The 22268-nt window shown below is 61.9% G+C and carries 21 protein-coding genes; 12 read left to right on the top strand and 9 right to left on the bottom strand.

Annotation, left to right across the window (positions count from 1 at the left end):
• Positions 1-27: 27 nt before the first annotated feature.
• From OXH60_03535 to dcm, 3 genes are read right to left on the bottom strand one after another with little or no spacing between them, the layout of a single operon-like run.
• Positions 28-2007: a hypothetical protein gene (locus OXH60_03535; GenBank protein ID MDE0711188.1), complete on the bottom strand. Its 1980-nt coding sequence runs from the start codon at positions 2005-2007 to the stop codon at positions 28-30.
• Between the two features lie 34 nt (positions 2008-2041).
• Positions 2042-3592: an ATP-binding protein gene (locus tag OXH60_03530; GenBank protein ID MDE0711187.1), complete on the bottom strand. Its 1551-nt coding sequence runs from the start codon at positions 3590-3592 to the stop codon at positions 2042-2044.
• Positions 3582-4937: a DNA (cytosine-5-)-methyltransferase gene (dcm, locus tag OXH60_03525; GenBank protein MDE0711186.1), complete on the bottom strand. Its 1356-nt coding sequence runs from the start codon at positions 4935-4937 to the stop codon at positions 3582-3584. Before dcm ends, OXH60_03530 begins: the two co-directional genes overlap by 11 nt.
• Positions 4938-7251: 2314 nt before the next feature.
• On the opposite strand from dcm, the gene OXH60_03520 reads away from it, so the two are divergent.
• The 3 genes from OXH60_03520 (at position 7252) to OXH60_03510 (ending at position 9476) form a co-directional block, all read left to right on the top strand.
• Positions 7252-7416: a type II toxin-antitoxin system RelE/ParE family toxin gene (locus OXH60_03520; GenBank protein MDE0711185.1), complete on the top strand. Its 165-nt coding sequence runs from the start codon at positions 7252-7254 to the stop codon at positions 7414-7416.
• On the top strand, positions 7409-7702 hold the full coding sequence (locus tag OXH60_03515) for a helix-turn-helix transcriptional regulator (protein MDE0711184.1): 294 nt from the start codon (positions 7409-7411) through the stop codon (positions 7700-7702). Before OXH60_03520 ends, OXH60_03515 begins: the two co-directional genes overlap by 8 nt.
• A 523-nt stretch (positions 7703-8225) precedes the next feature.
• A complete protein-coding gene (locus OXH60_03510; protein MDE0711183.1) occupies positions 8226-9476 on the top strand; it encodes a DUF4143 domain-containing protein in 1251 nt (416 codons plus the stop codon).
• 184 nt (positions 9477-9660) lie between these two features.
• Here OXH60_03510 and OXH60_03505 read toward each other — a convergent pair whose 3' ends face one another.
• Entirely contained in the window at positions 9661-10815 is a 1155-nt protein-coding gene (locus tag OXH60_03505; GenBank protein ID MDE0711182.1) for a tyrosine-type recombinase/integrase, read from the bottom strand.
• Positions 10816-11309: 494 nt separating this feature from the next.
• Between OXH60_03505 and OXH60_03500 the strand changes: the two genes are divergently transcribed.
• The 3 genes from OXH60_03500 to OXH60_03490 all read left to right on the top strand — a co-directional run bounded on the left by OXH60_03500 (position 11310) and on the right by OXH60_03490 (position 12989).
• Positions 11310-12251 (top strand): alpha/beta hydrolase, encoded by a 942-nt coding sequence (locus tag OXH60_03500; protein ID MDE0711181.1) that lies wholly within the window; start codon positions 11310-11312, stop codon positions 12249-12251.
• A gap of 179 nt (positions 12252-12430) precedes the next feature.
• Positions 12431-12694, top strand: coding sequence for a hypothetical protein (locus OXH60_03495; GenBank protein ID MDE0711180.1), 264 nt, complete (start codon positions 12431-12433; stop codon positions 12692-12694).
• A 7-nt stretch (positions 12695-12701) separates the two neighbouring features.
• Positions 12702-12989: a hypothetical protein gene (locus OXH60_03490; GenBank protein MDE0711179.1), complete on the top strand. Its 288-nt coding sequence runs from the start codon at positions 12702-12704 to the stop codon at positions 12987-12989.
• Positions 12990-13263: 274 nt separating this feature from the next.
• Here the strand turns inward: OXH60_03490 and OXH60_03485 are convergent, their stop codons facing one another.
• The 3 genes from OXH60_03485 to OXH60_03475 form a co-directional block, all read right to left on the bottom strand.
• Positions 13264-13533 (bottom strand): HupE/UreJ family protein, encoded by a 270-nt coding sequence (locus tag OXH60_03485; GenBank protein MDE0711178.1) that lies wholly within the window; start codon positions 13531-13533, stop codon positions 13264-13266.
• On the bottom strand, positions 13485-14294 hold the full coding sequence (locus OXH60_03480) for a HupE/UreJ family protein (protein ID MDE0711177.1): 810 nt from the start codon (positions 14292-14294) through the stop codon (positions 13485-13487). The genes OXH60_03485 and OXH60_03480 overlap by 49 nt, the downstream gene beginning before the upstream one ends.
• Positions 14295-14512: 218 nt before the next feature.
• Complete coding sequence (locus OXH60_03475) at positions 14513-14773, bottom strand: hypothetical protein (protein ID MDE0711176.1); 261 nt, start codon at positions 14771-14773, stop codon at positions 14513-14515.
• A 208-nt stretch (positions 14774-14981) separates the two neighbouring features.
• Between OXH60_03475 and OXH60_03470 the strand changes: the two genes are divergently transcribed.
• From OXH60_03470 to OXH60_03450, 5 genes are all read left to right on the top strand, one after another.
• Positions 14982-15197 carry a hypothetical protein gene (locus OXH60_03470; GenBank protein MDE0711175.1) on the top strand — a complete coding sequence of 72 codons (216 nt, stop codon included), beginning with the start codon at positions 14982-14984 and terminating at the stop codon, positions 15195-15197.
• Positions 15198-15717: 520 nt separating this feature from the next.
• A complete protein-coding gene (locus OXH60_03465; protein ID MDE0711174.1) occupies positions 15718-16173 on the top strand; it encodes a cytochrome c in 456 nt (151 codons plus the stop codon).
• Between the two features lie 177 nt (positions 16174-16350).
• Positions 16351-16614, top strand: a complete 264-nt coding sequence (locus OXH60_03460; protein MDE0711173.1) for a hypothetical protein — start codon at positions 16351-16353, stop codon at positions 16612-16614.
• Between the two features lie 134 nt (positions 16615-16748).
• Positions 16749-17426 (top strand): SRPBCC family protein, encoded by a 678-nt coding sequence (locus tag OXH60_03455; protein ID MDE0711172.1) that lies wholly within the window; start codon positions 16749-16751, stop codon positions 17424-17426.
• Positions 17427-17862: 436 nt separating this feature from the next.
• Positions 17863-18213, top strand: a complete 351-nt coding sequence (locus OXH60_03450; GenBank protein MDE0711171.1) for a hypothetical protein — start codon at positions 17863-17865, stop codon at positions 18211-18213.
• Positions 18214-18271: 58 nt separating this feature from the next.
• On the opposite strand, the gene OXH60_03445 is transcribed toward OXH60_03450, so the two are convergent.
• On the bottom strand, positions 18272-19579 hold the full coding sequence (locus OXH60_03445) for an SGNH/GDSL hydrolase family protein (GenBank protein MDE0711170.1): 1308 nt from the start codon (positions 19577-19579) through the stop codon (positions 18272-18274).
• Between the two features lie 659 nt (positions 19580-20238).
• Here OXH60_03445 and OXH60_03440 point away from each other — a divergent pair.
• Positions 20239-21069: a hypothetical protein gene (locus OXH60_03440; protein ID MDE0711169.1), complete on the top strand. Its 831-nt coding sequence runs from the start codon at positions 20239-20241 to the stop codon at positions 21067-21069.
• A 304-nt stretch (positions 21070-21373) separates the two neighbouring features.
• Here the strand turns inward: OXH60_03440 and OXH60_03435 are convergent, their stop codons facing one another.
• A complete protein-coding gene (locus OXH60_03435; protein ID MDE0711168.1) occupies positions 21374-22186 on the bottom strand; it encodes a class II aldolase/adducin family protein in 813 nt (270 codons plus the stop codon).
• Positions 22187-22268: the final 82 nt, after the last annotated feature.

The following is a 22268-nucleotide window of genomic DNA, read 5'->3' as shown; positions in this document are numbered from 1 at the left end:
AGGCGGCAGGCTAGGCGGAAGGGGCCGCTATGTCAACGTGGGTATATAATCCCCATAGATTACGCAGCGTTCATCTGGATTTTGCTCCAGAGCGTGGGATAGCTGCAACAGCACTCCAGTAATCTCTCGAGTATCGCGCGATGCCGTTAGTCGGTATGGGACAAGGAGGTCATTGATTATGTCGACCATCGGTACATCACGGCAGATGTGATGCATCTGAGCAGGTTCTCGGTTCGGGCTTCCCGCATTTGGACTAAACGTTAGATCGTCGAGGAAGCTCAGCACTGCTCGTCGATTGCCATCAATGACACTCGGAGCGCAAAGAACGGTGCGAGGTGCAAACCATGCATCAGCGTAACGGCCGCGCGCGTAGTCATACTGAATGACGTTGCTCCTGCAGGGGCGCAGAGCAGGCGATAGGATGAAGGCACGCTTCCAGTCGCTGAGAGGGCTGCCAGAATCGCGCACTTGCTGAAGCTGTCGCCTCATTTCCTCCTCGTGCTCCACGTATTCTTCGAACGCGGAGACAACGTCATGCTCAAGGTAGGTGCGGCAATACCCGAGATATGGGCGCTTGTAGCCAAAGAAGCGCCCACGTTGCTGTATAGCATCGGCATTGCCGACCCCCGGGCCGCGGGGCATGTAGGTGACTGTCAGGCCCTCCACCGTGAAGCCACGATCCATTGCTTGGCCGCCCACAAGGATCCAGCCGTATGAGCGACTCCAATCAATCGATGGAGTTCCACGGCCTGCTCTCGTATTGACCTCCTCAATGCTCGTAAGGCGGAAGGCTCTGGGCAGCATAGCTTTGAGCTCATCGAAGGAGGGAAGATCAGGAACAGTGAGCGCCAAGTCTGAGCAGGCTTCTTGAAAGTCCTGCAACAGGTCAACTCGATCTGGATCCGCTTCCGGCAGTGCCAGTACGCGTCGCCACTCGTCAAACACCTGACCAATCCAAATGCGATACTCTTGGTGCTGTGCGGTTTCTCTCGATGGATGGACCAGCATCGATCGATTCGCATTGCTCCGGCTGCGGCCTTGGATCAGGCCAGAGGTAACACCCGCCAGAAAAACGCGGAGCGCATCCAGCAGCGAGCACGGTGGATCTACGAGCGGATTGTCGTCGGCCGGTACATCCTCATACGGAATGACGCTGACCAATCCGCGGGTCTCCGAAAAAAATGAGCGTCCGCCCGCATAGTCCCTGCCCGGCTCCAGAACTTCAACGAAATCGGGGGAGAGAGCATCAATAATGTTGATGAGCAGCGGCGCCTGAGGCGTAGCTGTATATTGAAGGAACGTGTGACACGGCACGGTATCTCTTAGTTCGAGCAGCCTTCCATATGTTGTACTTTCTCTGCCCCGATTAACTAGTGTATTGAGACTGGCCTGATCGGCTTCGTCGTCAATGATGAGTGTTGGAACGTCGCTTAAGTTAAGTTGGTTTAGTAGCGCAAAGAGGTTTGCAAGATGTCGATGATTCTTCATGACAGTTATGAGCACTGTGGGGCGTTCATGTTGTGGAACGAGAGGATCACGCCACTCGTCGAGAACTTGCTCAATTGAACGCCGGTTTCCTTCAGTGTCGTCAGGGTTTGTAAAGGTTGACCATCTGAGATAGCCGTCAACATCGTCAACATACAAGTCGTTGCGCAAGCGCCGGGTGGACTGCTTGAGTAAGGAAGTTGAAGTGCCAGCTATGGCAACAACAAGCCGATAGCCATTGTCGCGAGCTAAGGCAATGACAGTGGTAAAGGAGAGGGTCTTACCGCTCTGTACGTACCCCACGACAAGACCGGTCCGATCATCTTGCGGACTGGTCGGGCGGGTTCCGCGTGCCAGGATGGATGCAGCAGCTTCGATGACTGCCTCGCCAGCTTCTCTGGGTAGCCGCTTTCTTTCAACGACGCCGCGAGCCTCCGGTCCTACAGTGGGTTGCCATTGTGCACCGGGCACGTGTGTAGTCGGGATTGGCGTCACAACGGTAGTGGGATGATCGGCGGTCAAGGACCGCTTCCCAGTGTACTCTCGCGAATATGGCTCATATCTGAGCGAGCGCCTCACGAAGGATGTCGTTTAGATTGCGTCGGATCGTACCCGTGTATTTCTGACCGGAAAGGCGGGCCAACTTTTCGGCCAAGGCCAGAGCCGCCGCCACTCGGAGAAGCGCTTCGACATCTACAGGGTCTGTTTGGGCAAAATTCACCATGAATGGATGCGCGAGGGCAACCCGAATCTCGATCACGTTAGGCGCGGCGTCGCTGCCGAGTTGGTCGCTGACCGAGAGCCACTGGCTCTCCGCCGGCTCGTCCGTGAGTTCAACCTTAATCAGCCACTGCTTGCCCCGAAAGTCGATCGTCAGCTCCCGGTGTGCCAGGACTGTCTGCGCCGAGAGGGATTGGGTTGGTGTCTCGGCAGGAGGCTCGTCGGCTATAGCAGGAAGCGCTGCCGGCAGCGTCTGCTGCATTGTCTCGACGGCTCGATCCACAGCTTTCTGCGCAGTTCGCTTGCGAATGTTCTTCGAAGCGAGGGCCCGATAGTCATCGGCCTGCCTGAGGAGGGGGAGATCGTCGGAGTCCAGATCATCCTTCAGGAGTTCGAGGAAGGGCTGCTCATTCTCGTCCCATCGGAAGCCGTCCTTCGTGTGGCTGACTTCGAAGCCCTCAAGATGCAACTCACCGAACAGGCGTAGCGAGCGAAAGCTGCCCGGCTGTCCGTAGATGAGCCGTGGGCGGTAACCCTCGTCGCCGCTACCTTGAATGAGCCGACCGCGGCGAAACAAGGCAAAGCCACATCTAGCGAAGTTCCCCGGGTCACGCAGGGCGGCGAAGCCTGTGACATACAGACCTTCGCCAAAGTCGAAGTGTATATCCTTGCGCCACGTTCGTGTCTTGCCGCCTTTGTCCCGAACATAGGGGGTCGTAAGGACGGTAGGCTCTGCATATGTGAGGCGCTCATCGTTGAAATAGAGATCGAGAAGGCCTTCTCGGATGAAGACCCGATAGATATCTGTCAAATGCTCTTTGATCTTGTTGACGGTCTTCTTGACAGGAACGTGATGAAGATCTTCGAGCACGACCTCGGTGAAATGCAGTTCTTCATCAGCCGAGGCTCGGGTAATGTCCAGTTCCTCGAGTTGGTCGTGTACGATCTTGTTTACATCGAACCTCACGGTTCGCTCGACCGGTTCTCGGAGAGCTTTGGTGCGCACATACCATCTGGGAGAGAACCAGCAAGCGGCGCTCTTCATTCCCATGCCGAACTCTGAGAGGCCAGATGTGTTCACGGGTACTGCCGCGGGTCTGAACGCGCGGGGAAAATCCTTCCGAGCGATTCCGCCAGCGTTGTCTATGACGGAAATTCTCCCCGGCCGCCTAGAATCGATGTTGATTTGAACCTTGACCTTGAAGCTCTTGCCGTGAAGTTGCTCAAGTAGATCTCGGCGCTCGAAGAAGCTTTGGACAGCGTTGTCGACAAACTCCGCCAGTGCGAACCAAGGCTTGTAGTTCAGGTGCCGTAGAACAGATAAGACGCTGACACCTGGCCGGATGCTGACTGTATCGAGAGTGTCGAGCCCGTCTTCATCCGACATGAGCCAAGGCGTCCGCTGGTTGTGGGGCAGGCCAGTTGTACGAGACATTTGGCCGGGTAGCTTTGTCGACGGGCATCGAAATGCTGGCTGGCAGCAAGGCGCGGGCGACTGCCTCCGCCACATCAACGTTTACGGCATTGCCAAGCGCCTTGAAGGCGGTGCCCTTGGCATCGGGAAGATGCTTGAGGGAAGCCATGCTCTGCAAGTGACTGCATTCGCGAGGGGTCATATAGCGACGCTCCCAAGCGATGACAGGAACCTGGCTCGTGGTCATGGCGACTAGGGAAGGCGCAGTGGTCGGGCGCTTCACGCGGATACCGGATGCACGAAACTGAATGACGAGCTTCCAGATGTCGCGCTCACACCCCTTGCAGTTCCATTCCAGCTTCTGGAAGCTGGGCGCAAACGAAAGGATAGCGGGGAGCCAAGGTTGGATGATTGCCTTGTGCCGGCAAAAGAAAAGTCGGTTCTTCCGAATGAAGTCGATCTTCCAGTCCGGGAAGACGTCGACTCTGTCACGCGCATAGGGAGGGAGGGTCGCCTTGACATCGTCCGGCGACAACCCTCTGAGCGGTCGACCGAAGCTTCCCCGCCAGCGGTCGAGGCCGCCGTAGTTGGTGGAGTGAGGAGTTTGCCCGACATAAGGGTAACTCGCACCGAATTCCATCGCCCAAAGGGGGAACGACGGAAGCTCCACATCGCTCGGAAAAACATTGAGGAAGTCCTGCCAAGCTTTCAAATACTCTATGGCCTGGCTGGAAAGCTGACGCGCGTCCTTCGGATCTCGTTCCAGCACAGTTCGAATTGACAGTTCGCTAGGCAATGTCGGGGCAGGCCAGCAAAAGGTCGCTAAGCGATCTCGCTGACCAACGATGAAAGCTCGCTCACGAATTTGAGGGACGCCGAACTGGTGCGGAGACAGCTTGTGGTCGGCAACTTCATACCCCGCGTCGCGGAGTTGGCTCTTGATTCTCTTCCACGTCTTTCCTTCGTTGTGCCGAACTAGGTTTGGAACATTTTCAATGATAAAGTAGGTTGGCTTGCGATAGCGCAAGATGCGGACAACATAATCGACAAGATCGCCCCACTGGGGACAGTCCAAGCCCTGTTGCTCTCCAGCCTTAGAAAAAGGCTGACAGGGGAGGCCTGCACAGAGAATATCATGTGGGGGAATGTCCGCTAAATCTACTGCGCGGATGTCACCCGCCGGAGTGATACCAAAGTTCTTCTCATAAAGGGAAGCGAGATCTCGATCGACTTCCGACGCAAATACGCACTCATGGCCCAGACGACCAAGCGCGAGATGAAATCCTCCGAGGCCTGCAAATAAGTCGATAAACTGCACCGGCCCCTAGCTCTCAAACGCCAGTCGGCCCGTGTCGTGGTACCTCACTTTCAATTTCCACGTCAAAGGCAAGAGGTCAGGCGCGTCCATGTCGACCCCGTGACTTGATCTGGCGGCTTGCGCGGCTCTGGCAAACTCACATCGATGTTGACGATAGTGGCTTGGTTGAGTCCGCCATTTACCAGATTTCTGGGTGAACGGCAACTGCCGGGCATCGCCAATCCGGTGGCACTCGGCTGTAGAAGCCGCGTGGCCGTAGACCGGGCGTTTGGGGTTCATCTGACGGGTCGTCGTAATCGCCGGGGACGGCTACGACGGGTCAACGCTGCATCTGACGGCCGGGCGTTCCAAGTCCTGAACATCTTGGACGAATACACCCGGGAGTGCTTGCTGGGTCTGGCGGAAGCTCGCATCGTGGGACATTCTGGAAGCCCCGTCGGACCTATTCCTGTGCCGCGGAGTGGCCCGCTTTATCCGGTCCGATAGCGTCTTAGGTCAGGAGCACAGGCTGGGGTGAGGCGCGCAGGTCCGGGTTCGCCAGTCTGGGCTGGCGATGAGGTCATCGTCAAGTTGGCCAAGTGGCTTCCACGCTCAAGGACGAAGTTCTCAGCCATAGCAAACACACGTTCCACACGGGCGGTGGCCCTCACTGTCCTCAAAACGAGATCCTCGATCCAGGTGGAAGGCCCGTTCATTATCTACAGCGTCCCACGAGAACAATAGATTCCGGCCGGTCGCCATGGCGCGCTCCTTCGGGAAGCTGCGATCGTACGCCGTATGATGGGAACCTCCTTGCGCGCGAAATGCTGGAGGTGGACAATGCGGACTACTTGCGTTCATTCGACATTGGTTGTCTTGGTCTTCTTAGGTTTCATTCCATCCAACGCATTTGGACAAGAGCAAACAGGAGCGATGCGCATAGCCGCCTGTGACGCGGCAGCCCAGAGTACGAGAGATCATCTACTATCGCTATTCAAATACTCCCAACTAGCGGAGCGACCAAGCGATCGCAAGGGTGACATCTGGTCATGCCGCCCCGATGCACTGCTCCCCAAAACACACCTGCTTTCGATAGATCCAAAGCACATCGATGAACTGGAACGAACAGTTCGCCGCGAGTTGGATGGCACTAGGAATGAGAAGAGTGTCAATGTAACTTCGATCGGGGACACAATTCTTGTCAGTTGTAGAGTAAACAACATGTTCTTGGCTGTGGTATTGCGAATCTATGATTTGGCAGGAAGTCTGTTTATCGAGGTGGATACAGCTGCACGCGATTTCGAATCCCGCGCGTGGGCCCCACTGCAAATCCATGGTACGGACGGTGATCTACAGATTGGCTTTCCGGGTACCCGAATCCTCGACCTGAGACAAATCGCGGCCAACTTCACCGGAGAAGATTGTCCGTTTCCCGCTGCGACATTCGCTATCCAATCCATATGCGAGGTCTCGCGGGAACGGGGCCTTCTGCAAGTCAACTCGGAAAAGGCCTTCGAGCCCAAAAGCGATCGTGTAACGATTGCTGGGCACTCACTCGGCGGTGCGGCCGTTCAGCATGTTGCATCTGCTGTTTCAGAGTCATGCCCTCACATTGATGCCTATGCTTTCGGAAGCATTGGATTGACGAATCCAACAGAGCCTCAAGAGCACGTAAAGTTAGAGTCTTATGTGTCGCAGCGAGACGGGGTAGGCCAATTTTTTTCGGACAACACTCAGACTGGCCGCATTACGTCCATCTCACGTACCACTAGCCACTTCATTGACTCAATTCAAGATGACATTGCCTGTTGCGCGGCAGGTGGCGGGGGGCGTTCCGTGCTTCAATACCAGAACAATGACAATTGCCCTGAGAATCCCACGAATAGTCAGATTGACGATCGTTTGTGGAGTACGGAATCCACCTGTCTGCAATGACGCCGTACCGGTCTCACACTCACGATGAGGTCGTGCGCCTGCAGGAACATGGTCGCCGTCCCTTCCATCCTGCGTCTTCAGCAACCCCAGGATACCGGAAGGCGGCGGCCGGTCCCGCCAGCTTCAGACCGTTTCCGACCTTATTTCCGCTCGTTTAGACCTTTTTTGCAAGAGCCTCTTGAGGCATAGAGTATCTTGTGAGGTACGACGCCAAAAGCACCGAAACGCATTGAGGTCCGATTCTTCCGGACGCTATCGGGGAACGAGCCAGTTCGGAAGTGGCTGGTTGAGCTCTCCGAGGAAGATCGGCGCCGGATAGGGATCGATCTGGCAACCGTTGAGTTTGGCGGGCCCATCGGTATGCCGCTCTGCCGGGCAATCTCCTCCCGGCGCGGCTTGTGTGCATACGGATTTCCTGGGCGGGCGGATTGCACGGGTGCTGGTTTGTGTGTCTGACGACCAGCTACATGCGCTTCATGGCTTCATCAAGAAGGCCCGGAAGACGCCGGATCGGGACCTGGACCTCGCTGAACAACGCATGAAGGAGTTGAAACGCCATGAATAGAAAAACAAACAACCCGCATGTTGGTTCTTCCCTGGAAGAGTTGTTGCGCGAGCAGGGCACCTTCGAGGAGACCCAGGCGCATGCCGTCAAGGCCGTTCTTGCCTGGCAGCTTCGCCAAGCCATGGACAAAGGCGCGGTCACGAAATCCGAGATGGCGCGGCGCATGGGCACCAGCCGTGCGCGTCTGGATCGCCTCCTCGACCCTGAGAATGACCGCGTTCAGCTCGACACCATGCTTAAGGCCGCGCAGGCCGTGGGGCGTGAACTACGCTTGGAACTGGTATGAGAAAATGGCCCTGATGCCGCATTCGAAGAGCCGTTCAAGCCCGACTCAACGACAAAATCACTCAAGATTGAGTCGACTTCTATCAGGCCAGCCCGAATCGACAGGAGAGGCGGAGGACGAGTTCCTGAAGAATTCGATCGGGTATCACTTCGTGGCCGCCAAGCGCCTTCGACTGACTTGATCTGCGTCGGTACCGCCCGGGTGGACGGCCTGAGTGCGGCCCTGGGGCGTTTCCCGATGCTGCGAGGGAAGAAGAACTGACCCGTTTCGATCCGAGTCGCGATGAGCCTGTAGCGAAGGTAATGAATCTGCACGCCTTTCGACCCGGTCGCCTTGCGAAGACGCCACCGTTGATATTCCGCTCGATCACTCGCCGATAATTCCCCGAACCGCCCGCTTATGATCCGCCAAATCACTCTCTGGAAACTCTCCGAATCACCCTCTAGATGATCCTTTTCGTCTTGCCGTCGAGGGATTCCGACGATACGTTACAGCATTTCTCTGTTTGGTGGCTCGGTGACCGATGGACTACCTCCCACGAATCGTCGATGCGGAACTGGCGGAACTGCTTGAGGCTTCCGGGGCGGTGCTCATCGAAGGCCCCAAGGCTTGCGGGAAGACGGAAACCGCCAAGCGTGCGGCCGCGAGCAAGGTATTGCTGGACATCGACGACAATGCCCGCCGCCTGATCGGCGTCGATCCTGCAGTCGTGCTCGAAGGCGATATGCCGCGTCTGATCGATGAATGGCAACTGGAGCCCGTAATTTGGAATCATGTTCGGAGGATGGTGGACCAGCGTTCCCGGCCGGGCCAATTCATCCTCACCGGTTCCGCGGTTCCCGCAGACGACACGACCCGCCATACCGGGGCCGGGCGCTTTACCCGACTTCGCATGCGCCCGCTGTCGCTCTACGAGGCGGGACGCTCTTCCGGCGAGATTTCACTGCGAAGGCTCCTTGACGGCGAGCGGCAGCGGGCGCCGCGGTCCGATCTATCGATCGCTTCCGTTGCCGAACTCGTCTGCGCTGGCGGCTGGCCAGGGAACGCCGGCAAGCCCTTGCGGTCGGTCCTTCGCATGAACCGGGGCTACCTGGACGAAATCCGGCGCGTGGACATCTCCAGAGTCAGCGAAAAGAGGAGAGATCCGATCAAGGTGGCACGCCTTCTGCGGTCGCTGGCCCGGAACATCGCAACCCCGGTCGCGATGGCGAAGCTGGCGCGCGATGTCGGCCGCGACGGCGAATGCCTGAAGGCGGATACGGCCGCCGGGTACCTCGAAACGCTGGAGCGGCTCATGCTGGTGGAAGACCAGCCCGCATGGTCGCCGCACCTGAGGTCGCGCACGATGCTCCGGGCGACGCCTGTCCGGCACTTCGTGGATCCTTCGCTGGCCGCGGCGGCCCTGCGAACCACACCTGCACGTCTGGCTGCCGATCCGGAGTTCCTTGGTCTGCTGTTCGAGTCCATGGTCATCCGTGACCTGCGCATCTACGCCCAAGCGGCGGACGCCCAAGTGTTCCACTATCGGGAGAAGGAAGGGCTGGAGGTCGACGCCATCGTTGAGGCGGCGGACGGGCGCTGGGCGGCCTTCGAGATCAAGCTGGGTGACCGCTGGGTGGCGGAGGGCGCGAAAAATCTGAACAGACTGGCCAAGCGCATGGAGGGGAGCGACCACGAAAAGCCGTCGGCGTTGTCGGTCATCGTGCCAAACGGTTACGGCCACGCAGGCATGCAGGACGTGGGAGTAATCCCGATTGGCGCACTGGGGCCATAGACGCACCTGAACACAGTGATGCTGTCCGGCCCGCGACCCTCTCGTATCGGCCGCAGAATCCATGGTTGCCAGTGGGCGACTTGATCACGGCAATCGAGCGATGCATCGGCTAACAGCTCCGAATGCGTACTTCGGCTCCCTTGCGCTACCGCTCATCTCATAGCGGATCGTGTGGTTTCGCCCGTCAGCTCCCGCCCTGTCTGTGCATTGCCAGCCTGAGCGACGAGGCGATCCGTTCCGACGCCTTGCGCAGCGGATCATCGGCAAGGTGGGCGTACCGGGAAGTTGTCTGCGCCTGGGTGTGACCCAGGATCCGCCCCACCATCGGCAGGCTCTCGCCCCGCATCACCGCCTCGGACGCGAATGTGTGCCGCAGGTCGTGGATCCGCACGTCCTCCAGTCCGGCCGCCTTGCGCACCCGCCGCCATGGCTTCTGCAGGTCGGTCAGATGCGCACCCTCGCCGGTGCCCACGATGACGTAGGGGTTCCTCTCGACCCGCTCCGTGTTGGCCAGCACCTCGAGCGCCGGCCCGTTCAGCGGAATTGTCTTGGCCCCTGTCTTGCTATCGGGCAGGTGAATCCGGTCGCCCCGGATATGCTCCCACTTCAGGGTCTGGATCTCGGACAGCCGCGCCCCGGTGTAAAGCAGCAGCCGTAACGCCGTCACCGCCGCGGGCGCGAACGACTCCTCCCCGTCCAGCGCCTTCCCCAGGCGGGCCAGTTCCTCCGTGGTCAGGAAGCGTTCGCGCCTCGTCTCCTTGTACTTCCGGATGTGGTAGCACGGATTGGACCGGTCGGGCCGTAGGCCCCATGCCTCGGCTTGGTTCATCATCTTCGAGACCACCCCGAGCGTCCGGTTGGCCTGGGTGGGCTTGTCCCGCATCTCGTGGTGCAGTGCGGCCACGTCGTCGCGCGCGAGCGCCACCACCTTGACCGAGCCCAGCGCCGGGACGATGTAGCGCTTCACCGCATGCCGGTACTCCACCTCGGTGCGCGGCTTGCAGTGGGCGGGGACATAGTCCTTCAGGAACCGATCCGCCAACTCCGCCACCGTGGGCGACAGGCGTTCCGCTTCCTTCTCCTTGTTCGGGTTTCTGCCGTCGTCGACATCGGCGATGATCTTCCGGGCCCGCGCCTTGGCCTGCTCGAAGGGTAGGGCCCCGTGGCGGCCGATCTGGACGCGGATGGTCTTTCCCCGGCGGAAGGTCTGGGCGACGTAGCGCTTGCCGCCGTTGGGATAGACGCGGGCGCCGAAGCCCTTGAGCTGATCGTCCCAGACAAAGTACTCTTTCTCGCGGGCGGGCAGGTTGTCAATGTGGCGCTTGGTCAGTCTCGGCATGAAGCGTTCTCGGAATGCGATCGGAATTTCTCTCCACCAAGAAAGAGGGTAGTCGAGAGGTGTCAGGACCGCAAGCATTCCTGAATAAATACTGTAGAATCAGCCTATTCCATACTCCATAGAATTCCGTAGAACTCCCGACCGCAAACGATGCTCGATCTCATAACCTGAAGGTCGTAGGTTCAAATCCTACCCCCGCAACCAAAAAAACCCCGCTATTCCAACAGGATAGCGGGGTTTCTTTTTCTGTGGCCGCATTTTGTGAAGCTGCCGTAAGCGTACCGTAAGCGGATTCAAGATAAATTCGGGCGCCAAACGGCGATCGGTGAGTGCCGGAGTCGAAGACTTGGCGATTCGGGTGCCGACCAGGGTCTTGTCGTCGAGGCGGCCCGGCGTTACACCGACTAGGGTTTCACCTTCGTCGCGGCTGGAATTGACCTGCCGCTGCTGGCCAAGGGGGCGCAATCCCTGCGGGCATCCTTCGGAGAACCGGCATGACCATGGATCCCCAGATCGAGTGGGTGCTCGACCTCATCGAAAAGTCCCCTTATCCGCCGGTCTACACGCTGTCGCCGCCGGCGGCCCGCGCCCAGTATGACGAGACCGTGATCAGGCTCGACATCGATCCGGCGCCGATGGACTCGGTGGTCGAGATCGCGCTCGGGCGGGACAGCCGGTTCGTCCGCACCCGCCTCTACACGCCGAAGCAGACGAGGGCAGCCGATCCGCTGCTGGTCTGGCTGCATGGCGGCGGCTGGACCATCGGCAGCCTCGAGTCCTACGACCGGACGTGCCGCGGACTCGCGGCGCGGGCTGACTGCCGGGTGCTTTCGGTCGATTACGCGCTGGCTCCGGAGCATCCGTTCCCGGCGGCCGTCGACGATGTCCTGTTCGTGTGGGAGACATTGCAGGCCCGGACGTCGGACTACGGCATCGATCCGGCGCGCATCGCGGTCGGCGGCGACAGCGCGGGCGGCAATCTTGCCGCCGTGCTGTGCCATGAAGCACGCAACGCCGGATTACCCCTGCCCTGTTTCCAGCTGTTGATCTACCCGGCGACCGACATGACCGGCGGCTTCCCATCGCGCCAGACCTACGCCAGCGGCTACTTGCTGGAAGAGCCGCACATGAGCTGGTTCGGCGACGGCTATGCTGGCGACGCCGACCGCAGCGATCCGCGGATGTCACCGCTGCGCTATCCGGAGTTCGCCGGCCAGCCGCGCGCCGCGGTCCACACTGCCGGCTTCGACCCGCTCCAGGACGAGGGCATCGCCTATGCGGAGAAGCTGAAGGCTGCCGGCGTGCCGGTGGTCGAGCGCCACTATGCCGGCCTGATCCACGGCTATTTCAACATGGGTGGGGCGGTGCCGGCGGCGAAGGCGGCATTCGACGACGCCGCGGCCGACCTGTGCGCCGCGCTGCACCCCGGTCGATGACCGTCCGGGCAAACCGCGCTCGGAGCGATTTGTCCGGTCGGGAGGGCATTCTTCAGGCAGGGGTTCCCTACACCAACGCCCGCGCCGTCCACACCACCCGGCCGAGGATCACGGCGTCCCCGGGGAACGCCACGGGCCTTCACGCCGGATGATCGCTCGCGAGCTGCCAGCGCCGTCCCATGACGGCTGCCCACCGAAAGCGGATCCTCAAGGCCCACGGCAAGATTTGCGGGTACTGCGAGGAGCCGATCGATGGTCCGTTCGAGGTCGACCACCTGCTGCTGCTGGCGCTCGGCGGTGCAGATGACGATGGCGGCAACATGGTGCCGATGCACGCCGAGGGGGCAAATCAGCTCATGCAGTTCGGACTACGAGAGCCGGTTGCTGAACTTCCCGCACATGGCGACGACGCTACCATTGCCGGCGGTCAGATGTCAATTTGATCCCGTAATGTTCTTTCTCTATCGTCAGCCCATGCCGCAAGATCCCGGCATCCCAATCTCCCGCGATGATCTGAAGTTTACGGTGCATGTGGCGCTGCGCAAGGCGGAGCAGCTCTGGCCGAAGCGGCGCAGGCCGGGCGATCACGATCGGTTGAAGATCGTGGCGGACGCCGTGGTCGTCCACATCGGCCTCTGCGGCATCCGCTGTTTCCGGCGGGCACCGGAGCGCGACCGCACCACACCGGATCCCTGGGGCCTCATGCCGGGACCCGGAGGGCGTGACGACAGCGGATGAACGGACCGCCGGACGTCTGCCGGAGGCGGCGCTGCCGGAATCCGATGTCCCGGCCGCGCGGCACGACGCCCTTTTTGGCGACCCGATGCGCCACCCGGGCGCTACGTCGCGCACCACTCTCTAGCATCCGGAAGGGTGGCAGACCCTCGGCCGCACGTCGGGCGACGAACCCGGTGCGATAGTGGGACCGGTACGGCCGGTCCTGTCACTGCCCGGTATTCCACCGGTTTCTGGGAGGTTGCGCCGGCGGATCAGCCCCGCCGCGGGGCCGTGATCAGGCGAGCACTGTCCGCTCGACGAACCACCACGCCCCGATGGCCGCGATCAGGACCGACGCCGGGTTCGTGATGATGGATCGGTACCACTCCTTGTGCCGGAACCAGAGGCCGGCCACCAGGAAGCAGCCGGCGATCACGGCAAGTTGTCCGAGTTCGACTCCGACATTGAAGGCGATCAGGCCGGTGACGAACTCCGCCGGCGCCAGCCCGATGTCGCTCAGCACCCCTGCAAAGCCCAGCCCGTGGAGGAGGCCGAACCCGAACACGATCGCGGGCCGCCAGCGCTGCAGCCGGTTCGTGACCGTGTTCTCGTCACCTGCCACACGAGGGTCGAGAGCCGCGTGCTGAGGAGGTAGAGTCCGATCACGAACAGGATGTGGTCGAGCCCCTTCGGCAGGATGTGCGTGAAGCCGATCACCAGGTAGTCGCGAGCGATCTCCGCGAAGGTTCGGCGAACGTCGCCGGCGACGGGGATCGCATCGCTGGCGACGCCGTTCTGCAGGAGTTCGGCGAAGAGCGGGGGATCGCCCGCGTCCGGGCCCGGGAGCCGGAGCACAATCGGGCCGAACTCCGCATCCCAGGCCCAGGTCACGCTCTCCGCGCCGGGTGGCAGCGTGCCGCCGATCACGATCCGGGAGCGGCGCGGAAACCCGGTGTCGCTGACCGGGGGCACCTGCACGTCGAGGACCGCCGGCTGCAGCGGTGTGTCTCCGGCGTGCAGCATCACCCCGTCCAGGAACTGCCCGGCAAACGCGTCAAACGCGCGTCGCAGGTCAGCTGGCGAGAGGCTGCGGAGCCTCTCGTACTCGGCGGCGCCCGGCGCTTCGGAAGTGTCGGTGTGGGCGGGCCCGATGCCGGCCAGCAGTGCTTCCAGGTTGAACTTGATCGAGACCTCGTAGCCGCCGGCACGGTCGACGGAGAGACCGGCGATCGCCGGTCTGATCTCGTGTGCCCGGGCGTCCGTCGACGGCGACAGAAGCGCCAGCAAGGCCAGCATTGCGGCCGGATGGAGCACGCCCCGAACCATGTGACGAAAGACCTGTGGCGAACGGAAGTCGCGTTAGCCTAGCGCGCATCTGCCGGCGAGGGAATCTCGGACGGCATCCCTGTCAGGGGCTGCGCGCCGGCGTGCTCGCGGAGCCTTGCCGTCACGCCATCCATGCGTGATGCGGGCGACCGCACGGCCGCCGAACCGACCTCCCTCGGTGCACGGCGCGTACGATCTGCCCAAGCGGTGGATTCAGGCTACCCCCACGAGATCTTCGCCAGTTCCCCGTCGATTTGTCGCACCACCGCGCTCTGGAAGGCGGAATACGCGGCATTGGCCGCAACCGTGCCTTCTTCCGTGCTCACGGGCGCCATCAACTTCAACTCGCGCAACAGCGCAATCACGTCGTCAAGGTCCGGATTGATGTTGCCGCGACTGCGTAGGTGCGCAATGGCACCCGTGACCAGGACCATAAAACTGTCGGCATTGCGTTCCGTCACGAGAATGGTAGCCCGCACCCCGTCCGTCCGTGAATCCTTGCATCATATCTCTGTCATGACAAGGGCATCTCATGCGCTGATCTGGCGTAGGCCCGAGTACCTCCATGTATGTGGGCGGCACAGTGCGGCACGCGCCGGTCATTCCGCGTGGAGGGGAAATCCCCGTCGCACTCGCATGTGAACTGGGCCCGTGTGAGGGGACGGGAAAGGTTGGGTCCAGGACAAAATGCCTGCGTGGCGCCGCATTGGGACATTTTGGCAGGACGGGCCGGCGTGGGAGAGCCGGATCCGCGAGCTGCTCGACTGCCACCAGATCCGGTTGGTGGGACAGGACGGGTTCTATCTCGTCTACATGTACGAATCACACGACGGGAACGTGCACATGTACGAATTCGAGAGGGTGATCGGACAGCCGTCCGCTCTGCTGCCGGTGCGCGCCTGAATCCGGAGGAATTCGATCCCATCGAGCGGATTGGCCCGCCCGCCGGAATTTTTCCTTCGCCCCCTGGCCGCTACCCCGCCGCGGCTCGATCAGCGTATGTCCCACCCCTACCTTGTGGCGGTCTGCTCGTCAGGTGGTGATGGCCTTGCGAGTGCCTGTCCGTGGTTCCCCTGCGTCACTCAACCTTCGGTGCGACATGGAACTCGGATCGGGCCATGCGGTTGATGTTGCCATACTTGCGGCGTCCCATATGCAGGCTGGCAAGGCCGGGAACTTTCGTAGTCGCCAAAGGAAGTCGCCGCAGTTTCGGAAGCGTACATGGCACGCAGCTCTGACCGCCCGGCTGCCAAGTAGGTGTGCTGTCAGACGGGGGAGAGGGTCATCCGCGTACTGACGCGGTTGCGCCCATACCCAATCCGTGGGCCTTGGGTGCGTCCCGGAATTTATCGCACTATTTTCGGTGACCGCTTCGATGCGAACTGTGCCCTGGACTGTGCAACACCACGACAGGAATGCCCGTATGTCCTATCCCGCCCGTCTCGCCGCCATGGTCTTCCTGGCGCTTCTCGTCACGGGGGAAACCATTTCTGCGGCAAATGCTCCCGAGCACGTCATCAAGTATCGGCAGAACTTGATGACGAGCGCCGGTGCGCATCTCGCCAACGTGGTCCTGCTTGCGCAAGGCCGGGTCGATTTTGCCGACGGACTGATCACCAGCGCGCAGGCGATCGTGGATTTGCTGGAGAATTCCCGTGTCGCGTTCCCCGAGGGAACTGCAGAAGGCGATACCCAGGCGCGGGCAAAAATCTGGGAGGAGCGCGCGAAGTTTGATGCCGCGCTGGAAGACTCGCTGGACTCGGTTCGTGAGCTTGCCGCTGCCGCTAGGGGCCGCGACCTCGAAGCAGTCAATGCCGCGCTGGTTCCCGTGGCCCGTGGCTGTCGCTCCTGTCATCTGACGTTCCGGGTCAGGGACTAGCCCGCATCGCTCCCCAACGCCGGAGATGACGTCGCCGACGGGCGGCAAGTCCCCGGCGCCGTGAACCGGACGCCGCCCGAACCCATAACCTGTCGCGTCGGCGAGCTATGCAGGTTGGCACCATTAATGATATGTATTCCTACTGTTCCATATATGTTTTTGAACTGTGACCGGTCCATGCTGGAAGATCGCAACATCCCTGTCTCGCGGGGCGACCTGACGCTCACGGTGCACACGGCGCTGCTCAAGGCGGAGTGCTTCTGGCCGAAACGGCGCAGGCCCGGCGACCCTGACCGATTGAAGCTGGTAGCGGACGCCATGGTGGACCATATCGAGCTCTGCGGCATGCGCTTTGTTCGGCGGGCGCCGGAGCGAGGCCGCAGCACGCCGGATCCCTTGGGGCCCATGCCGGCACTCGGGGGACGTGACGACGGCGGATGAGCGGGCTTCCGACTAGCTGTTGTCCGACGGTCTGCGGCTTTGTGGGCGCTCCGAGCCATCGTCCACGCGGCTTGATTTGCTGTACGCAGTGGCATGTACATGGATAATCGCCTGGGTGACGAAACGGAGAAGCCATGGACCTGGATGTCGAACGCCTCCTCGGCGCCGTGGAGCGCACAGTGTCGTCCCTGGAGCGCGACGGACAGGCCGCTCGCGCGGTCACCCTCGCCCGCAGCTACGCGACGACAGTGGAGGACCTCTGGGACGCCGTGACGAGCGCGGAACGAATCCCACGCTGGTTCCTGCCGGTCAGCGGCCGCCTCGAACTCGGCCGTCGCTACCAACTGGAGGGCAACGCAGGCGGTACGATCAGGCGCTGCGAACGTCCCTCGTATCTCGGGCTGACGTGGGAGTTCGGCGGTGACGTGAGCTGGGTGGAGGCTCGTCTGTGCAACGATGGTACTGGCCGCTCGCGCCTTGCGATTACGCATACCGCGCTGGTGTCCGACCACTGGCACAAATTCGGTGCCGGTGCCGTCGGCGTAGGTTGGGAAATGGGGTTGTTGGGGATGGAACTGCACCTTACCCGGCCGAGCGAACCCAAGTTGGACGTTGCAACGTTCCACACGACTCGTGACGGAAGGGCGCTCATCGTCGGCAGCAGCGCAACGTACGGTGGCCTTTTACGTGGGCGACACGGTGGCGCCGGATTGATGCATACTTTGGACGTGCTCCGCGACCCGGAGCACTGCCGTGCCATTGTGGATGCGCTGTCGGTTGTGGGCGTCTACTCGTCATCGCAGTGGCGGTGATTGCTCCGACCTTCTCCACCGCTTCGACAAGGTGCGCATCGGCAAGGTAGGCGTAGCCTGCCGTGGTGCGATGCCGGTTATGGCCGAGGAAGCGGCCGACGAGCGGCCGAGCCTGGTCCCACTGTCCGGGTGGTCGCCGATGAACGCATCGCGACGCTCCGTGACATCGGCGAGATGTAGCGGCAGGTGTCCAGCCAGGCTCTGGACGCGGACCACGTCAGCATCGGGATGACCGGTCGCCGGCGCAGAGTCCGAGCCGTGCGAACGCCCAGGCGTGTGCCGCCGCCGGGCCCGTGGAACGGAATTGGCCAGTGCTTGGGCCGGGCCGCGCGGCCGACATGGGCTTCGGCCTTGGATGTGTCGAGCCCGCCGCATCGTCGCCCGGCGGAAAATCACCCCGCCATCCGCATGACCGGGTTAGGTCTGGAGGGGAACGATGGCCCAAACACGACCGCTGGATGTGCTGCAAGAGGGCACGGGAGCGGAGAAACGGATGCCGCGCTCGATTCGGTTCTCCGACCGAGAGTGGGCTCGCCTGGAGACCGTTGCTGTCATGCAGGGAATGACCGTGGGCGAGCTGGTGCGCGCGGCGGTCCGGGCGCCTTCCTCCACGGCTGATTCAGGCCGAACCCTGATCCCGTTGATCGTGCAGACGTGCCGGTACGTGCACATCCTCGCGACGGCAATGCGCAATCGGATGCAGGAGGAAGTCCGCGCGGAGCGGCTAGAAGAGCTGATCCGCTCAGCTCGCGAACTGCCGCCCGAGCTGCAGAAGCGCCCGGCCTAGTGAGGTCGCGGGCCGCGCGTGGCCGACCTGCCCGCCGGGCCAGGCCTGCACGTAGCGGTCAGTTCCCGAGCAACAGACCCAAGTCGATGGATTCCGCCATCGCCCTGTAGCCGGCGTCGTTCGGATGCAGGTTATCGCCGCAGTCGAATTCCTCGAGAATGTAGTCAGGCTTCTCCGGATCCCGGACCGCCACATCAAAGTCGATGACACCGTCGAAGGCGCCGCTGTCGCGAATCCACGCGTTGACTTCGTTCCGCACCGCGTTCTTGGCCTCGCTGTAGTAGCCTTCCAGGATCGCGCCCTGGAAGGAATCGGCAAACGGCGTCAGGGTGGCGCCGAGGATGCGGATGCCGAGCATGTGCGCCCGGTCGATGATCATCTGGTACATCCGCGTGACGTCGGAACTGGAGGGAACTGGGTTCCATGGGTCCAGCCCCATCGCCGACCACCCGATGTCGTTGATTCCCAGCATGATCACCATCGTGGTGGCGCCAGGCTGCGCGAACACCTCGCTGTCCAGTCGCGCTAGTGCACTCTCACCCATGCCGTCCTTGAACAGCCGCGCCCCTGACACGCCGGCATTGATGATCGCGACGTTGGTGATGCCCGCGGCGTGCAGGCGCTCAGCCAGGAAATCGGGATAGCGATGGTTGGCGTCCACGGTCGAGCAGTTGCCGTCGGTAATCGAATCGCCGAACAGGACGATCGCCTGAGCGTCGGCGGGTGCGTCGACCATGATCCCGCTGAGGAGCATGCGCGACGGATTGGTCATCTCGGCAGCAAACGCAGTGTCAGCGACGAAGTTCCCGGGTCCCGAGATGTAGGCGGTCTGCACACCATCCCAGTGATAGCTCTCGATCAGGGAATGGTTTGGCAGGTAGATGCTCACGGCCAGGCTGTCGAACGCGCTGACCGAGCGTTCGATCGGGTCACTGATGACCCGGGCACCTTGCGGGATGCGGATGGCTTCGGCTTCCGCGAACGTGAGGGCCTGGCTGGATCCATCAACGATCGCACCGCCTTCTCCCGCCGTGGCGACGGATGCTGCACCGATATGGAGCGGCAGGTCGTTGTATTCATTTGAGATCACGACCCGCACCTTGCTGCCGCCAAGATTGAGGCGTGCGACCTGCCGGATGGTCTGATTCGTCAGCGACTTCGGCGGCGTGTTGGGCAGGATGAAGTCCGGTGCGAAGCGGGGGTGCGGACTGGCCGACCATGCGGTGATCCAGTCTGCGGCATGGCTTGCGCTTGGCAGGCCCAGCGCCAAGAGGAATACGCAGCCGAACGCACCATGTCGGATGCGAGGGGCCTGGCCTCCTCGCCGGTGTGTCCGTTCGTCATGTTGTTTACGATGCCCTGTCATTGGCACCTCCTGTGTTTTCTTGAGTTGACTGACCTCCCCGCATGGAGAATCGCGGTTGATCGGCAGGAATCTGCTGACATCCCAGTCTAGCGTAGCGTGGGCCTTGACCTGGCCGTCGAGATAACGCGGTTCAGGCTCGTCAGGGAACGCGAGAGGCTCGCGCCCGGCAGCGACGGATGCGAGTACACGCATGCGGCCTCGGTGTACGCCAACGCTACGCCCGTCTGCCGCCCCCGGGTTCATGCCGAACTCGAGCACGACCGCGGGCGAACTGGTGCGCGCGGCTGTGCTCGTGGCGGTCGGAGAAGGCTTTCGTGCGCGTCTGCCGGGCCAATCTTGGACCCCCTGACCGAGCAGACCTTTCGATATGTGCACATCCTGGCAACGACGGCGCGCAGTCGGATGCCGAAAGAAGGCCATGCAGAGGAATTGATCTGCTCCGCTCGCGAGCTCCAGCGCGAGTGGTTGAAGAGGCCGTCATCCTGTGCCAAAGGGCGGCGCTGGTGCTGGTGGGCATCGGCCGGAGAGGTGGCGTCGAACCCCGTTGGCGGACATCCGACGCGGATGCCAGCGGTTAAATGCTGGACGGAGAGCAACAGTGCGTACGGCGGCACAGCTTCGGTTAGGCTCTCCGCCGTTTGCAATGTGAGGGTAGACGCGTGATTCCTAGAGCTTGGGCCTTCGCGACGGTGCTCGCGCTGACGGCCTGTGGTGGCAGTACGCCTGCGATTGTGCATGACCCCGATGCGCCACTACGCGAGGCCTTCGAGCAGATCCTGGCGGACGCCAACTCGGTCCTGTACGGCGATCTTCTGAACTCTCTCGGCAACAGTGACGCCGAGCGAATTCCGACCCGGTGTCGGGGTGACACATGCTCGATTGGCTTCATTCGGTACTCGGATCCCACCCGATTCAGCGTGGAGAATCTGGATTTGACACTGGTGGGGACGCGGCCCGGAATCCGGATCGTCCGGGAGGATGCAAGCTTCGAGTGGGCGGACGTGGAAGTCTACGGCGGATGGATGGAATATGCGTTCTTCGCTACCCAGGCCGACCTGTTCACCAATCCCGCCGACCCGAACCGGGGCTACACGCGGGTCAAGGCCTATGCGGTCGGCGAGGCGTCCGGAGTCAACCCGATCCTGACCGGCACGTCGGCGCAATGGTCCGGCGTCATGCTCGGCAGGGATCTCGCGGTCGGGTCCGACCGGGGTCAGGCGCTTCAAGGCGACGCGACGATTCACGTGGAATTCGTCCCCACCGGGTTGGAGGCCGACGTGCTGTTCAGCGGGATTGCCGTGCTCGGGAGCGGCGCTGCCCGGCCCGATATGGAATGGCGCGACATGGCCGTGGAGGAGGGTGCTTTTGAACGTCACGAGTCGCCTTCCGAGCGGATTCGCGGGCGTTTCTACGGTCCCGATCAGCAGGAGGTTGGAGGGATTTTCGAACAGGGCACGATTACAGGTGGGTTCGGCGGCGTGCGGCACTAACGTTTCCCGCCCCAGGGCAGGCGAACCATGCCCGCAATCCGTCATCCCGCCCTAACCACCGCTACCCGCGCCGCGGCTCGATCAACGTTTGGGCGACCCCGAGCATCTTGCAGACCATTGCCGTGTCGACTGGCCACGGTTCTGGCACCATCGCCGGGTTGTCCCTCACGAGCTCCCACGCGCGGCCCTGCGCCGCCGCTATCTTCTGTGTAGGGCGCGAGCGGCGCCGGCGTGAAGCGCTAGAGATTCGTGGTCGCTGCCCCTCGCTGCGGCCCGGAGCCGGGGCGTTTTTCTTCGAGATATGTCAGTCGAACATGTCCGGCTGGGTCCGCACCAGATGGTCGTAGTCTGTCTGGAAGCAGAGCCACGCGGTGTAGTCGCTGCCGACGTGCTCGCGGCTGTAGCGCGCCTTATCGGTCGGGATCTCGATTGGTTGGTGGCCCGAGGCTTCGACCATAAGCTGCTGCTGGCAGCAGCGCTCCAGCGCCATGAACATGAACGCGGCGGCGTCGATGCTGTGCCGGCTCACGGTAAACAGGCCGTGGTTCTGGTGGATCGCCGCCCTTACGCCCTTGAAGGCTGGCGCGATGCTGGCGCCGGCGCCGCGCTCGACCGCGACCTGGCCCGATTCCTCGCGGATCACCGCATGGTCCTCGAAGAACTGGCAGGCATCCTGGGTGATCGGTGCGAGTGGCCGGCCCTGCGAGGCATAGGCGGTGCCGTAAAGCGTGTGGGCATGGCACATCGCGAGGATATCGGGATGCTCGGCATGGACGGCCGCGTGCAGCACGAAACCCGCCTGGTTCACTGCATGGTCGCCCTCCACGACCTGGCCGTCGTGGTCCACGAGGATCAGGTTGGAGAGCCTGACCTCCGCGAAATGCACTGCCATCGGGTTGGTCCAGTAGTGTTCCGGGTGTTCTGGATCGCGGATCGTCAGATGGCCGGCGAAGCCGTAGTCCAGTCCCCACTTGGCGAAGGCCCGGCAGGCGCCCACCAGATGGCGCTTGCGGTGCTCGCGCAGCTTTTCCGGGTCGTTCGTGGTCAGTTCCCGGGGGAATTTCCGGCCGGCCTGTTCGGGTTGGTACACGGAAATGCGGTCTCCGAGATCGAGCATGAATTACCTCTCTGGCGGCAGTACAAACCGGAAAGTGCGCGGCTGAGAAACCATAGACGAGCCGGTTTCCCGCTCCAAGCTG

This window comes from Rhodospirillales bacterium (genome assembly GCA_028824295.1).
Classification (GTDB): domain Bacteria; phylum Pseudomonadota; class Alphaproteobacteria; order TMED109; family TMED109; genus VXPW01.
This window is presented reverse-complemented; position numbering and strand designations above follow the sequence as displayed.

Coding starts and splice junctions, on each gene's coding strand:
- OXH60_03455 (MDE0711172.1), top strand. CDS start 16,749: ATGGACCTGGATGTCGAACGCCTCCTCGGCGCCGTGGAGCGCACAGTG.
- OXH60_03480 (MDE0711177.1), bottom strand. CDS start 14,294: ATGGTTCGGGGCGTGCTCCATCCGGCCGCAATGCTGGCCTTGCTGGCG.
- OXH60_03435 (MDE0711168.1), bottom strand. CDS start 22,186: ATGCTCGATCTCGGAGACCGCATTTCCGTGTACCAACCCGAACAGGCC.
- OXH60_03460 (MDE0711173.1), top strand. CDS start 16,351: ATGCTGGAAGATCGCAACATCCCTGTCTCGCGGGGCGACCTGACGCTC.
- OXH60_03515 (MDE0711184.1), top strand. CDS start 7,409: ATGAATAGAAAAACAAACAACCCGCATGTTGGTTCTTCCCTGGAAGAG.
- OXH60_03495 (MDE0711180.1), top strand. CDS start 12,431: ATGACGGCTGCCCACCGAAAGCGGATCCTCAAGGCCCACGGCAAGATT.
- OXH60_03445 (MDE0711170.1), bottom strand. CDS start 19,579: ATGACAGGGCATCGTAAACAACATGACGAACGGACACACCGGCGAGGA.
- OXH60_03450 (MDE0711171.1), top strand. CDS start 17,863: ATGGCCCAAACACGACCGCTGGATGTGCTGCAAGAGGGCACGGGAGCG.
- OXH60_03510 (MDE0711183.1), top strand. CDS start 8,226: ATGGACTACCTCCCACGAATCGTCGATGCGGAACTGGCGGAACTGCTT.
- OXH60_03530 (MDE0711187.1), bottom strand. CDS start 3,592: ATGTCGGATGAAGACGGGCTCGACACTCTCGATACAGTCAGCATCCGG.
- OXH60_03490 (MDE0711179.1), top strand. CDS start 12,702: ATGTTCTTTCTCTATCGTCAGCCCATGCCGCAAGATCCCGGCATCCCA.
- OXH60_03505 (MDE0711182.1), bottom strand. CDS start 10,815: ATGCCGAGACTGACCAAGCGCCACATTGACAACCTGCCCGCCCGCGAG.
- OXH60_03500 (MDE0711181.1), top strand. CDS start 11,310: ATGACCATGGATCCCCAGATCGAGTGGGTGCTCGACCTCATCGAAAAG.
- OXH60_03470 (MDE0711175.1), top strand. CDS start 14,982: ATGCCTGCGTGGCGCCGCATTGGGACATTTTGGCAGGACGGGCCGGCG.
- OXH60_03465 (MDE0711174.1), top strand. CDS start 15,718: ATGTCCTATCCCGCCCGTCTCGCCGCCATGGTCTTCCTGGCGCTTCTC.